The organism is Mycobacterium sp. MMS18-G62 (genome assembly GCF_053877835.1).
The window spans coordinates 5,445,472-5,458,949 of the sequence record NZ_CM132662.1; the positions used below are offsets into that span (position 1 = coordinate 5,445,472).

14 protein-coding genes are annotated in these 13,478 nt (G+C 65.4%); 7 read left to right on the plus strand and 7 right to left on the minus strand.

Annotated features, from left to right (window positions below; all coding sequences use genetic code 11):
• Window position 1 precedes the first annotated feature (1 nt).
• The 4 genes from ACWW36_RS27140 to ACWW36_RS27155 are packed head-to-tail and all read left to right on the plus strand — an operon-like array spanning window position 2 to window position 4,071.
• A complete protein-coding gene (locus ACWW36_RS27140; protein ID WP_456139016.1) occupies window positions 2-1,672 on the plus strand; it encodes a nitrite/sulfite reductase in 1,671 nt (556 codons plus the stop codon).
• An 8-nt stretch (window positions 1,673-1,680) separates the two neighbouring features.
• Entirely contained in the window at window positions 1,681-2,373 is a 693-nt protein-coding gene (locus tag ACWW36_RS27145) for a phosphoadenylyl-sulfate reductase (protein ID WP_456139017.1), read from the plus strand.
• Window positions 2,352-3,077 (plus strand): sirohydrochlorin chelatase, encoded by a 726-nt coding sequence (locus tag ACWW36_RS27150; RefSeq protein WP_456139018.1) that lies wholly within the window; start codon window positions 2,352-2,354, stop codon window positions 3,075-3,077. The genes ACWW36_RS27145 and ACWW36_RS27150 overlap by 22 nt, the downstream gene beginning before the upstream one ends.
• A 4-nt stretch (window positions 3,078-3,081) precedes the next feature.
• The gene (locus tag ACWW36_RS27155; protein ID WP_456139019.1) at window positions 3,082-4,071 is read left to right on the plus strand and encodes a YncE family protein; all 990 of its coding nucleotides are present in this window, start codon (window positions 3,082-3,084) and stop codon (window positions 4,069-4,071) included.
• Between the two features lie 9 nt (window positions 4,072-4,080).
• Here ACWW36_RS27155 and ACWW36_RS27160 read toward each other — a convergent pair whose 3' ends face one another.
• On the minus strand, window positions 4,081-4,656 hold the full coding sequence (locus ACWW36_RS27160; RefSeq protein ID WP_456139020.1) for a TetR/AcrR family transcriptional regulator: 576 nt from the start codon (window positions 4,654-4,656) through the stop codon (window positions 4,081-4,083).
• Window positions 4,657-4,682: 26 nt separating this feature from the next.
• Between ACWW36_RS27160 and ACWW36_RS27165 the strand changes: the two genes are divergently transcribed.
• The gene (locus ACWW36_RS27165) at window positions 4,683-5,693 is read left to right on the plus strand and encodes a quinone oxidoreductase family protein (protein WP_456139021.1); all 1,011 of its coding nucleotides are present in this window, start codon (window positions 4,683-4,685) and stop codon (window positions 5,691-5,693) included.
• Between the two features lie 9 nt (window positions 5,694-5,702).
• Here ACWW36_RS27165 and ACWW36_RS27170 read toward each other — a convergent pair whose 3' ends face one another.
• The 6 genes from ACWW36_RS27170 to ACWW36_RS27195 form a co-directional block, all read right to left on the minus strand.
• Window positions 5,703-6,761: a sulfate/molybdate ABC transporter ATP-binding protein gene (locus ACWW36_RS27170; protein ID WP_456139022.1), complete on the minus strand. Its 1,059-nt coding sequence runs from the start codon at window positions 6,759-6,761 to the stop codon at window positions 5,703-5,705.
• 12 nt (window positions 6,762-6,773) lie between these two features.
• Entirely contained in the window at window positions 6,774-7,592 is an 819-nt protein-coding gene (gene cysW, locus ACWW36_RS27175) for a sulfate ABC transporter permease subunit CysW (protein ID WP_456139023.1), read from the minus strand.
• Window positions 7,589-8,467 (minus strand): sulfate ABC transporter permease subunit CysT, encoded by an 879-nt coding sequence (gene cysT / locus ACWW36_RS27180; RefSeq protein ID WP_456139024.1) that lies wholly within the window; start codon window positions 8,465-8,467, stop codon window positions 7,589-7,591. The genes cysW and cysT overlap by 4 nt, the downstream gene beginning before the upstream one ends.
• The gene (locus tag ACWW36_RS27185; RefSeq protein ID WP_456139025.1) at window positions 8,464-9,492 is read right to left on the minus strand and encodes a sulfate ABC transporter substrate-binding protein; all 1,029 of its coding nucleotides are present in this window, start codon (window positions 9,490-9,492) and stop codon (window positions 8,464-8,466) included. The genes cysT and ACWW36_RS27185 overlap by 4 nt, the downstream gene beginning before the upstream one ends.
• A gap of 116 nt (window positions 9,493-9,608) precedes the next feature.
• A complete protein-coding gene (locus ACWW36_RS27190) occupies window positions 9,609-9,701 on the minus strand; it encodes an Ms4533A family Cys-rich leader peptide (protein ID WP_416366905.1) in 93 nt (30 codons plus the stop codon).
• Window positions 9,702-9,836: 135 nt separating this feature from the next.
• Entirely contained in the window at window positions 9,837-10,031 is a 195-nt protein-coding gene (locus ACWW36_RS27195; RefSeq protein WP_456139026.1) for a hypothetical protein, read from the minus strand.
• Window positions 10,032-10,123: 92 nt separating this feature from the next.
• Here ACWW36_RS27195 and ACWW36_RS27200 point away from each other — a divergent pair, with 92 nt between their 5' ends.
• The gene (locus ACWW36_RS27200) at window positions 10,124-11,287 is read left to right on the plus strand and encodes an FAD-dependent oxidoreductase (protein WP_456142645.1); all 1,164 of its coding nucleotides are present in this window, start codon (window positions 10,124-10,126) and stop codon (window positions 11,285-11,287) included.
• A 56-nt stretch (window positions 11,288-11,343) separates the two neighbouring features.
• On the plus strand, window positions 11,344-13,359 hold the full coding sequence (locus ACWW36_RS27205) for a glycoside hydrolase family 15 protein (RefSeq protein WP_456139027.1): 2,016 nt from the start codon (window positions 11,344-11,346) through the stop codon (window positions 13,357-13,359).
• Window positions 13,360-13,478 lie beyond the last annotated feature (119 nt).

Here is a 13,478-nt window from a genome sequence, read left to right on the forward strand (position 1 = left end):
GATGACCACTGCAAAGCCCGTGAAGCGCCCGCGTGGCGAGGGCCAGTGGAAGCTCGGCTATCGCGAGCCGCTCAACCCCAACGAGCAGTTCAAGAAGGACGACGATGCGCTCAATGTGCGGGCCCGCATCCTCGACATCTACTCCAAGCAGGGCTTCGACAGCATCGACAAGCAGGACCTGCGCGGCCGCATGCGCTGGATGGGTCTGTACACACAGCGCGAACAGGGTTACGACGGCACCTGGACCGGTGACGAGAACGCCGACATCCTCGAGGCCTCGTACTTCATGATGCGGGTGCGCTGCGACGGCGGCGCACTGACCACCGAGGCGTTGCGCACGCTCGGCGAGATCTCGACCGAGTTCGCACGCGACACCGCGGACATCAGCGACCGCGAGAACGTGCAGTACCACTGGATCCGCATCGAGGACGTGCCGCAGATTTGGGAGCGGCTGGCAGCGGTCGGTCTGCAGACCACAGAGGCCTGCGGCGACTGCCCCCGCGTCGTGCTGGGCTCCCCGCTCGCCGGCGAGTCGCTCGACGAGGTGCTCGACCCGACATCGGCGCTCGAGGAGATCGTGCGCCGCTTCGTCGGCAACCCGTCGTTTTCCAACCTGCCGCGTAAGTACAAGACCGCGATCTCGGGTTTGCAGGACGTCGCCCACGAGGTCAACGACATCGCTTTCATCGGCGTGAATCACCCCGAGCACGGGCCGGGCCTCGATCTGTGGGTCGGCGGCGGCCTGTCGACGAACCCGATGCTGGCCCAGCGAGTCGGCGCGTGGATCCCGCTCGACGAGGTGCCCGAAGTCTGGGAGGCCGTGACGTCGGTGTTCCGCGACTACGGCTACCGCCGCCTGCGCAGCAAGGCGCGGCTGAAGTTCCTGATCAAGGACTGGGGCATCGAGAAGTTCCGTCAGGTTGTCGAGGACGAGTACCTGGGCCGCAAGCTGATCGACGGGCCCGCGCCCGAACCCGTGAAGCATCCGATCGACCACGTCGGTATCCAGAAGCTCAAGAACGGGCGCAACGCCGTCGGTGTCGCGCCGATCGCGGGCCGGGTGTCCGGCACGATCCTGACGAAGGTCGCCGACCTCGCCGAGGCCGCCGGCTCGAATCGAGTCCGCTTCACGCCGTACCAGAAGCTGATCGTCCTCGATGTGCCCGACGACAAACTCGATGAGCTGGTCGCCGGGCTGGATGCGCTCGGACTGCCGTCACGGCCGTCGCACTGGCGCAAGAACCTGATGGCCTGCACCGGCATCGAGTACTGCAAGCTGTCGTTCGCCGAGACGCGCGGGCGCGCCCAGGTGCTGGTGCCCGAACTGGAGAAGCGGCTGGAGGACATCAACGCGCAGCTCGATGTGCCGATCACCGTCAACATCAACGGCTGCCCGAACTCGTGCGCGCGTATCCAGGTCGCCGACATCGGTTTCAAGGGCCAGATGGTCGACGACGGCGACGGCAATTCGGTCGAGGGTTTCCAGGTGCATTTAGGCGGCAGCTTGGGCCTGGACAGCGGTTTCGGCCGCAAGTTGCGCCAGCACAAGGTGCTGTCCACCGAGCTGGGCGACTACATCGACCGTGTTGTTCGCAATTTCGTGAAACAACGCGAGCTTGGCGAGCGTTTCGCTACGTGGGCACTAAGAGCAGACGAGGCGGACCTGAGGTGACTGAGTTGATGAGCGAGTCTGATCTACAAGCACTGGCCGAGCGCGGCGCGGCCGAGCTCGACGGCGCCAGCGCTGAAGACCTGCTGCGCTGGACCGACGAGAACTTCGGCGGCAACTACATCGTCGCGTCCAACATGCAGGACGCGGTGCTCGTCGACTTGGCGGCCAAGGTGCGCCCCGGTGTGGACGTGCTGTTCCTCGACACCGGCTACCACTTCGTCGAGACGATCGGTACCCGCGACGCCGTCGAGGCGGTCTATGAGGTCAACGTCGTCAACGTCACGCCGGAGAATTCCGTTGCCAAGCAGGATGAGCTGTACGGCAAGGATCTATTCGCCCGCGAGCCCAACGAGTGCTGCCGCATGCGCAAGGTCGAGCCGCTCTCCAAGGCGCTGCTGGGCTACTCCGCGTGGGTGACCGGCATTCGTCGCGTCGAGGCGCCGACGCGGGCCAACGCGCCGTTCGTCAGCTGGGACAAGGCTTTTGGATTGGTGAAAATCAATCCGCTGGCAGCGTGGACCGACGACGACATCCAGAGCTACATCGACACCAACGGCGTGCTGGTCAATCCCCTTGTCTTCGAGGGATATCCGTCGATCGGGTGCGCGCCGTGCACCGCAAAGCCGGTCGAGGGTGCCGATCCTCGCAGCGGCCGGTGGGCGGGCCTGTCGAAGACGGAATGCGGTTTGCACGCGTCGTGACACTCGTACTGGCGGCGCACGGTAGCGCCGACCCACGGTCGGCGGCGGTGACGCATGCGGTCGCCGGCCGGATCCGGAGGCTGCGGCCATGGCTCGACGTCCGTCCCGCATTTCTCGAACAGACCACACCGAATCTGCGCGATGTGTTGGCCGGCATCCCCGGCCGCGGCGTCGTGGTTCCGTTCCTTCTCGCCGACGCGTACCACGCCCGCACCGACATCCCCACGGTCATCGACGATTCGGGAGCCGCTGTGCAGCAGGCCGGCGTGCTCGGTGAGGATCCAGCGCTGTTGTCGGTGTTGACACGACGACTGTCCGAGATCGGGGTGTCTCCTGACGACGAGGGACTCGGCGTGCTTGTGGTCGCGGTCGGTTCCTCAAACGACGCCGCCAACGCGCGGACGTCGGCGGTGGCACGCGCGTTGAGTGCCGGCACCCGCTGGGTGGGTGCCGAAGTCGCGTTCGCGACCGGTCCGCATCCGGGCATCGCGGACGCGGCGACACAGCTGTCGGCGAAAGGCGCACGCCGGCTCGTCATAGCTCCGTGGTTTCTGGCCCACGGCCTTATCACCGACCGGGTGGCGACCTTTGCTGCCGCGCAAGGTATTTCGATGGCCGAACCGCTCGGCTCACACAACCTGGTCGCCGCGACGGTGCTGGACCGCTTCGATGCGGTGGCCGCCGAGGATCGCGTAGCCGCCTGAGCCGATGCTTGCAAAGCTGCAGGCACTGGTCATCGTCGCGATGATCGCGACGGGATGCGCCGATCATGCGTCCTCACAACCGCTTCCGCTGCGTCCCGTCGGGGATATTCGACTACCGGGCGACGATTCGCGGTTCGACTATGCGAGCCTCGATGTTCAACGCCGATTACTGTTCGTCGCGCATCTGGGGGCAAGTGAAGTCATCGAAGTCGATGTTGACGCCTCACGCGTGGTGCGGACCATTCCGAACCTGTCGCAAGTGCACGGGGTGTTGGCCGTCAGCGCTCTGAACCGTATCTACGCCACGGCTACCGGCACGAATCAGGTGGTCGCGATCGACGAAAGCACCGGTGCAGAAATCGCCCGTGCACCAACCGGCGCATATCCCGACGGACTGGCGTACGACCCACGCCGCAACGCGATTTGGACGACCAACGAAGCGGCAGGGACCGAAACCGTCGTCGATGCGACCACGCTGCGGCCGCGAGGCACGGTCGAACTCGGCGGTGAGGTTGGCAACGTTAGCTACGACTCGTCCACCGACCGGATGCTGGTCGCGGTCCAAGGCCGAAACGATGTGGCCGTCATCGATCCCGCAACGATGACCGTCGAGAGACGGGTGCCGCTACCGGGGTGTGCGCATCCACACGGGCTGACGGTCGATCCGTCAAACGCCGTGGCGTTCGTGGCTTGCGATCAGAACGCCCAGCTGGTCACGATCGACGAAAACACCTGGCGTGTCACCGGTTCCAGCGAAGTCGGTGACGATCCCGACGTTCTGGCATACGACGGAAACGCACGCCGGTTGTATGTGGCCGCCGAAAGTGGCGTCGTCACAGTGTTGGACCTTCGCGATCGGGCACTGGCGTCGGTCGGTTCGGGCCATCTGGCCGACGGCGCGCACGTGGTGGCCGTCGATCCGACCACACACCGGACCTACTATCCCGTACCGCGCGGATCCGACGGACATCCGGCGTTGCTCATTCGCGCGTGATGTCGCCTCTTAGGACACCGCATTGAGGGCTGCGGTGACGGTGGCTTCGATCAAAGCGTCATCGATCGGCCCGATCGCCGGTACCAGGGCGCGAAACAACAGCGGTCCGGTGAGGATGTCGGAGATGCGCGCCGGGTCGTCAACCGGAGCGATCTGCCCGCGGTCGGCAGCTCTGGCGAGCATCTCGGCGACCGAGTGGCGCCTCGGCGCGAGGAAACGGTCGTACAGAACGGCGCCGAGCGTGGGTTCGGCATAGGTGTCGCTGAGCAGACCAGCGAGCCCGGCACGCACGACGGCATCGGCGAAGAAGACGCGCTGAAGTGCTTGGACGTGTTCGATGTCTTGGCGCAGGTCGCCGGTGTCTGACGCAGGTGAGGTGCCGAACCGATGGATCAGCAGGTCGACGACGAGTTCCCCGCGGCTCTTGACCCGACGGTAGACAGCGGCTCGCGTCGTGCCTGCCATTTTGGCGACCCGGTCGATGGACACCGCCGCGTAGCCGTTGTCGATCAACACCTCCTCGGTCGCCGCCGCGATGGCGGCGTCGAGGGAGGTGTCGCGCGGGCGGCCGAGCTTGTCAGACATACGATGCACACTGTACCGTAAGTCGAATGGCGATCAAAGCGTTGCGCGCACGGGTCAGTGGCTTCGGAGGGCCCGAGGTTCTGGAAATCGACGAGTTCACGCCTGAGCGACCGAGTCGCAAGAAGGTGCGGATCCGGGTGACGCATGCCTCGGTCGGGTCCACCGACGCGATGGCGCGCTCGGGCGACTATCTCCTGCAGCCGCGGCCGGGTTTCACTCCCGGCTATGACTTCGTCGGTGTGCTGGAAACCGTTGACGCCGCAGCGGAGCGCAGAGGGCTGCGGGTAGGCATGCGCGTCACGGGGTGCCTGCCGCGGATGGGCAGCTACACAACCGAACTCGTCTTGCCGTCGAGTCGGCTTGTGCCGCTGCCGGATTCGCTCGACTCGGCTCAGGCAGCCGCGTTGCCACTTGATCTCGTGACAGCTGCGCTGGCGATCGAACTTGGCCGGCTGCCAACCGGCGGCACCATCTTCGTGCAGGGAGTATCGGGCTCGGTTGGAGCGCTGGTCAGTCAATACGGCCGCGCGAATGACGTGAAAGTCGTTGGGACAGCATCGGAGCGCACACGCGGCTACGCCGAATCGTTCGGCGCTCATGTGGTGGACTACCGCGACCCGAACTGGCCTGCGCAGGTGCGAGAACTGACGTCGGGCGGCGCCGACGCCGGTGTCGACCACACCGGCAGCCCGGTGGCACGCGCCGCGATGGCGCCACACGGCACCCTGGTACGGACGGCGTGGTCCGGGCGGCCCGGACACGGGCGGCGGGACGCAGCCATCGGCGGCCTGATCACCAACCTGCGCCGGTATGCCTCGCCGCGTGAACGAGTCTGTTCAGTGCCCTTGCTCGTCGCACTACAGCCGGCCAAGTATCGGCAGATGCTGACCGACCAACTGAACCGGATCACCGATGGAACGCTTCATGGCCCCGCCGTGACCGCCGTACCGTTCGCGGAAGTCGTTCGCGCACATACTGACTTCGGCACGCAGCCACCCGGACACAAGCTGGTACTCCAGATGCCCGATTCCGTTTAGCCGGCCGCCTCAGGCGTTGGTCAGCGCCTCGTCGTCGTCGGCGTTATCGGCCCTCGGGATCTCCGTGCCGCCCGGCAACGGGGGAACCCGGGTTGCGCGCACGTAAACCGTGTCGCCCTCCTTCAGCCCCAGCGCCTCGGCGTCGCCGCGGGTGATCTGCGCCGTGAAGGGCGTGTGGTCGGCAGCACTGGTGAGTTCGACGCGAACCTCGAAGCCCAGCACCACAATTCGATCGATGATTGCGCGCACTACGCCAGTGGCCTGGACAGAATCATCGGTGCCGGCGATCGCCATTTGCGGGTTGCGGCCGACACGGATGTCGTGCGGACGAACGAGCGAGCCGTTCAGCGACGACACCGCACCGAGGAACGACATCACAAACGCATTGGCGGGCGCGTCGTAGACCTCCGTCGGTGAGCCGACCTGCTCGATACGCCCCTTGTTGAGCACCGCGATGCGGTCGGCGACGTCGAGGGCCTCCGCCTGATCGTGGGTCACCAGCACGGTCGTGACGTGCACCTCGTCATGCAGCCTGCGCAACCACGCGCGCAGATCTTCGCGGACCTTGGCATCGAGCGCGCCGAACGGCTCGTCGAGCAGCAAGACCTGGGGATCCACCGCGAGCGCACGGGCCAACGCCATGCGCTGGCGTTGGCCGCCCGAGAGCTGGTTGGGATAGCGAGTCTGAAAACCGGCGAGGCCAACCACTTCCAGAAGGTTGTCGACCTTCTCCTTGACTTCGGCCTTCGGCCGCTTGCGAATCTTCAGTCCGAACGCGACGTTGTCGCGGACGGTCAGATGCTTGAACGCCGCATAGTGCTGGAAAACAAAGCCAATTCCGCGCCGCTGCGGCGGGATGTGCGTCACGTCGAGCCCGTTGATCGTGATCGTGCCGGTGTCGGGTAGGTCTAGTCCGGCGATGGCGCGCAGCAGAGTGGACTTGCCAGAACCGCTGGGACCCAATAGCGCGGTCAGCGAGCCAGAAGGCACCTCGAAGTCGACGTTGTCCAGTGCCGCGAAGTCGCCGTAGCGTTTGTTCGCGCCCCGCACGATGATTGCGTCGGTCATCTCCCCGTCTCCCTATGCCTGCTTGCTTGCCCGCGAGCGCCGCGCGTCGAGTACGACCTGAACGATCAGAACGATCACCGCAACCGTCATCAACAACGTGGACACGGCGTATGCGCCGTATTCCGCGCCGCGGCTGTACCGATCCGACACCAACAGTGTGAGGGTTTGCGACGACCCAGGCAGGTTCGACGACACCATGATCACCGCGCCGTACTCGCCGAGGGTCCGTGCGATCGTCAACACGATGCCGTACGTCAGGCCCCACCGGATCGACGGCAGCGTCACCCGCCAAAATGTCTGCCACCATCGCGAACCCAGCGTGGCGGCTGCCTCTTCCTGGTCGGTGCCGATCTCATGCAGCACCGGCTCCACTTCCCGGATGACGAACGGCACCGTGACGAAGATGCTGGCCAACACGATGCCGGGAAACCCGAAAATGATCTTGAAGCCGAGGTTGTTCTCGACGAATCCGAACAGCCCAGCCGAACCCCACAGCAGGATCAGCGCGACGCCGACTACGACCGGCGACACCGCGAACGGCAGATCCACCACGGCCTGCAGGGCACTCTTGCCGCGGAATCTGTTGCGCGCCAAGACCAACGCCGTCGGTACACCGAAAAGCACGTTCAACGGTACGACGATCGCCACGACCATGAGCGACAGTTGCAGCGCGGAGACCGCGGCGGGGGTGGTAATGGATTCGAAGAAGGCTCCGACACCGGGCGAGAACGTGCGCCACAGAATCAGCGCGACGGGGACGATGACCAGGATCGCGACGTAGGCCAGCGCGAGATACCGAAGCAGATGCCGTACGACGGGTGACAGAATCACGGCGCCAGCTCCTCACGCTTGGCCGCCCGTGATCCGATCGCACGCAGGATGAACAACACCACGAATGAGATCACAAGCAGCACAATGGAAATTGCTGCCGCGCCGGTGCGGTCGTCGTTTTCGATAAGGGTCCGAATCCACTGCGACGACACTTCGGTCTCGCCGGGAACCGCACCGCCGATCAGCACCACCGAGCCGAATTCACCGATCGCCCGTGAGAACGCAAGACCCGCCCCGGACAGCAGTGACGGCAACAACGCCGGCAAGACGACCCGGGTGAAGATCGTCCAATTGTTGGCGCCCAGGGAGGCCGCGGCCTCCTCCGTCTCGTGGTCGAGTTCCAGCAGGACCGGCTGCACCGAGCGGACGACGAAGGGCAGCGTGACGAACAACAGCGCGATGCCCACACCCCATTTGGTGTGCTGCAGATGAAGGTCAATCGGGCTGTTCGGCCCGTAGAGGGCCAGCATCACCAGGCTCGCCACGATGGTCGGCAGCGCGAACGGCAGGTCGATCACCGAGTCCACGAGGCGCTTGCCGGGGAAATCGTCGCGGGTCAGAACCCAGGCCACCAGCAACCCGAAGACCAGGTTCACCAGTGTCACCCCGGCCGAGATGGTCAGCGTCACCCGGAACGACTCAACCGCCGCGTTCGACGTGACGGCCAGCCAGAACGCGTGCCAACCGCCGCCGGCGGCCTGCCACACGATTGCGGCAAGCGGCAGCAGCACGATGACGGACAGCCATATCGATGCCGCGCCGACCCGCAGTGACGTCGTGCCGAACCGTCCCCTCAACGGGCCGGGCGCCCGACCGCCCTCACCGTCGCCGGTGAGTTCGGGCCGGGTCGCCTCGGGGTTAAGAGCAGCTGTCATCCAGTCGCCTGCTTGTAGATCTTCGTAATACTGCCGTTGTCCTTGTCGAACAACGCGGGATCAACCGCACTCCATCCGCCAAGGTCCGCGATTGTCCACAACTTCTGCGGCACCGGGAAGTCGACGGCGAAGTCCTGGGCGACCGACGGGTCAACCGGCCGGAATCCGGCCTGCGCCCAGATCTTCTGACCCTCCTTGGTGAACAGGTAGTTCTTCAGTGCGGTCGCCTTGTCCAGGTGGGCACTGGAGGTGACCACGGCCACAGGGTTTTCGATCTTGAACGTCTGCGGCGGGTTGAGGTGCTCGACGGGCTTGCCCTGCCGTTCGACGTTGATCGCCTCGTTCTCGTAGCTGATCAGCACGTCGCCGGTGCCCTGCAGGAACACGTCGGTGGCCTCCCGACCGGAACCGGGCCGCGTCTTGACGTGCTCGGTCACCAGCTTGGTGATGTAATCCAGCCCGGCCTGCTGGTCCTTACCGCCGTCGCTCTTGGCGGCGTAGGGCGCCAGCAGATTCCACTTGGCCGAGCCTGAGCTCAGCGGGCTCGGGGTGACCACCTCGATCCCAGGCTTCAGCAAGTCGTCCCAGTCTTTGATGTTCTTCGGGTTGCCCTTGCGGACGACGAGCGAAACGACCGAGCCGAACGGGATGCCCTTGGTGGCGTCGGCGTTCCAGTCCTTGGCCACCTTGTTGGCCTTGACCAGGCGGGTGACGTCCGGCTCGACCGAGAAGTTGACGATGTCGGCGGGCTTGCCGTCGACGACGGCGCGGGACTGGTCGCCGGACGCACCGTACGAGGTGGTCACCGCCACGCCCTTGCCTTCCGGTGTGGCAGCGAACGCCGGGATGATCTTGCTCCAGCCCGGCTCGGGCACCGCGTACGCGACGAGCGTGAGCGTGGTCTCGGCGGCCGGCTGCTGGCTGCCACCGGCGACGTCGCTGGAACCGCCGCCGCACGCGGCGAGCAGCGTCGCCGTGGCGGTCAGAGCGGCGCCATAACGCCAGGACTTTCGGATGTTGAGCATTGATGACCTTTCCTTGCGGGAACAACGGACAGTCCCGCCACAACGGCAAGGCGAAGGATCAGTATTTGGGCAGTGACACAGCCGCTACCGACACCAAACCGCGGACGGGCGTGGAGTCAGCGACAACAACAGACATCTGCGACAGCAGTGAATCCCACGGCAATGAGGGCCAGGATGTGGCCGCTCTTGTTGCCGGACGCTGTACGCATGGCGCGAAGAATAACAGAGTCAGTGAGCGTTGCCAGTTGGGGCTTAGCCGACTTAACGAGTTAACAGCCACATGACGATCACCAACACCACGAGGATGACGAGCACCAGCGTCACTCGCGATCGGGGCAATCCGCTCACTTCGCATCCTCGTCGTCGTGCCGTCCCCGGCGCAGCAGCCGAATTCCGTTGCCCAGAGCGCCGTCAAGCAACATGGCGATCCCGTACGCAAGGGCCAGTACCACGGGCATCACCACCGCGGTCTGTGCGACGAACGGCAGCCCGGAAAGCCACAGCTCGACGCCGTCCCACCAGTTGAGGAAGCCGCCCACATGGCCACACTATTCGATGCAAGGATGACGGAGTGCCGACCGACGCGAAGCAGACGACATGCATCGTTGCCGGCGGTGGGCCCGCGGGAATCATGCTGGGCCTGCTGCTCGCCCGTGGCGGGGTCGATGTGACGGTGATGGAAAAGCACGCCGACTTCCTGCGTGACTTTCGCGGCGACACCGTCCACGCGAGCACTCTGCGATTACTCGACGAGTTGGGGTTGGCAGACAAGTTCGAGCAGATGCCGCACCGGGAGATCGACACGATCAGCATGAAGGTGCAGGGCACGCAGGTGGACATGGACCTGCACCGAATCCCTGGTCCGCACAAGCACATTGCGCTCGTGCCACAGTGGGATTTTCTTGAGCTGTTGGCCGCCGCCGCCGAGGAGGAACCGACGTTCACGCTGCTGCGCAGCACGGAGGTCCTCGCACCGATCCGTCAGGGCGACAAGGTGATTGGGGTCAGCTACCGAGACGCCGACGGGCAAACCCTTCAGATGCATGCCGACTTGACGGTCGCGTGCGATGGTCGATCGTCCACCCTGCGCAAGGAAATGGGCCTGACACCGAGAAGTTTCGGTGCGCCGATGGACGTCTGGTGGTTCCGGTTGCCGCGCAACCCCGACGACCCTCACGGTCTGGCGGGTGTGCTGGGCGCCGGGCAGGTATGCATCACCATCGACAGGGGCGACTACTTCCAAATCGCGTACATCATTCCCAAGGGCCGCGACGCCGAACTGCGCTCTCAGGGCATCGAGGCGCTGCACCGCGGCGTGACGTCGCTGGTGCCCTGGCTCGCGGACCGCGTCACGGCCCTGGCGTCGTGGGACGACGTGAAACTGCTCGACGTCCAGCTGAACCGGCTGCCCCGCTGGTACACCGACGGCCTGTTACTGATCGGCGACGCCGCCCACGCGATGTCACCGGTCGGCGGTGTCGGAATCAACCTCGCGGTCGCCGACGCGGTGGCCGCCGCCACCGTACTGGCGGGCCCTCTGCGCGCCGGCACGCTCTCGACCAGGCATTTGGCCCGGCTGCAGGTCCGTCGATGGTTCCCTGCCGCCTTGATCCAGTTGGTGCAGCGGGTGGTCCACGCGCGCGTGATCGCGGTCGCGGTGTCGTCGAACAAGGCCACCAAACCGCCGCTGCTCGTGCGGATCGCCCCGAAGGTGCCGGCACTGCGAGCCCTGGTGGGTTATGGCGTGGCGATCGGCCCGCTGCCTGAACACATACCGAAGTTTGCCCGGCGATGAACGGCGCGCCGCACCACGAGTAGACGCCGGGCAGGTCGGCAGTCGATGATGTCGGCATGGTTTTGCAACAGAGCCAGCCTTCCGACGGGGCATCGACGATGCACTCAGGCGTGTCGAACGCCCCGTTGACAGTGACGGCACCCGTGCCGTACACGTCCGCCGGGTCGTTGCGTAACCCCTTCCCGCCGATCGCCGACTACGCGTTCCTATCCGACTGCGAGACCACGTGCCTGATCTCGTCGGCCGGCTCGGTGGAGTGGCTGTGCGTGCCGCGGCCCGACTCCGCCAGCGTGTTCGGCGCGATCTTGGACCGCAGTGCGGGCCATTTTCGACTGGCGCCCTACGGGGTGACGGTGCCGGCAGCGCGGCGCTATTTGCCCGGCAGCCTGATCCTGGAAACGACGTGGCAGACCCACACCGGCTGGCTGATCGTGCGTGATGCGCTGGTGATGGGCCCGTGGCACGACATCGAGACGAGGTCTCGCACGCATCGCCGGACACCGATGGACTGGGATGCCGAGCACATCCTGCTGCGCACCGTGCGCTGCGTCAGCGGCACCGTCGAGATGGTGATGAACTGCGAGCCGTCCTTCGACTACCACCGAAACAACGCCACTTGGGAGTACTCCGCCCAGGCCTACGGCGAAGCGATCGCGCGGGCGGCCAAGAACCCGGATTCGCATCCGACTCTGCGGCTGACCACCAACCTGCGCATCGGGTTGGAGGGCCGCGAGGCGCGGGCAAGGACACGAATGAAGGAGGGCGACAACGTCTTCGTCGCGCTGTCCTGGTCCAAGCATCCAGCGCCGCAGACCTACGACGAGGCCGCCGACAAGATGTGGCAGACCAGTGAAATGTGGCGGCAGTGGATCAACATCGGCGACTTCCCCGACCACCCGTGGCGGTCCTATCTGCAGCGCAGCGCGCTGACGTTGAAGGGCTTGACCTACTCGCCCACCGGCGCCCTGCTGGCGGCACCGACGACGTCGTTGCCGGAAACCCCTCAGGGCGAACGAAATTGGGACTATCGCTACGCGTGGGTGCGTGACTCGACGTTCGCGCTGTGGGGTCTGTACACGTTGGGCCTTGACCGAGAGGCCGACGATTTCTTCGCATTCATCGCCGATGTGTCGGGCGCGAACAACGGTGAGCGCCATCCACTTCAGGTGATGTATGCGGTCGGCGGTGAACGCAGCCTTGTCGAAGAAGAGCTGCACCATCTGTCCGGATATGACAACGCCCGGCCGGTGCGCATCGGCAACGGCGCGTACAACCAGATGCAGCACGACATCTGGGGCACGATGCTGGATTCGGTGTATTTGCACGCCAAGTCGCGTGAGCAGATATCCGACACGTTGTGGCCGGTGCTCAAGCAACAGGTCGAAGAGGCGATCAAACACTGGCGCGAACCCGACCGCGGCATCTGGGAGGTGCGCGGCGAGCCGCAGCACTTCACGTCCTCGAAGATCATGTGCTGGGTGGCGCTGGATCGCGGGTCGAAGCTGGCCGAGCTGCAGGGCGAAAAGAGTTATGCGCAGCAGTGGCGGGCCATTGCCGAGGAGATCAAGGCCGACGTGTTGACCCACGGCGTCGACTCCCGTGGCGTGCTGACCCAGCGCTATGGCGACGACGCGCTGGACGCGTCGCTGCTGTTGGCCATCCTGACCCGGTTCTTGCCCCCGGACGACCCGCGGGTCCGCGCAACGGTGCTGGCGATCGCCGATGAGCTGACCGAGGAAGGGTTGGTGCTGCGGTACCGCACCGAGGAGACCGACGACGGCCTGTCCGGTGAGGAAGGCACGTTCACGATTTGCTCGTTCTGGCTGGTATCGGCGCTGGTGGAGATCGGCGAGATCCACCGGGCCAAACATCTGTGTGAGCGGCTGCTGTCATTCGCGAGCCCGCTGCATCTGTACGCCGAGGAAATCGAGCCGCGCACGGGGCGGCATCTGGGCAACTTCCCGCAGGCGTTCACCCACCTGGCGTTGATCAATGCCGTCGTGCACGTGATCCGGGCCGAGGAGGAAGCCGACAGCTCCGGAGTGTTCCAGCCAGCTAACGCCCCGATGTAGGGACGATTCGTCGAGCGCTCAGCCTGGTACGCAATATCGGCCGAAAACCGTACGCAGCTGAGCGCTCGCGCTGAAACTGACGGTCCGGTTGCGCGCGGGTGACGAGTCGGTAGCCATTC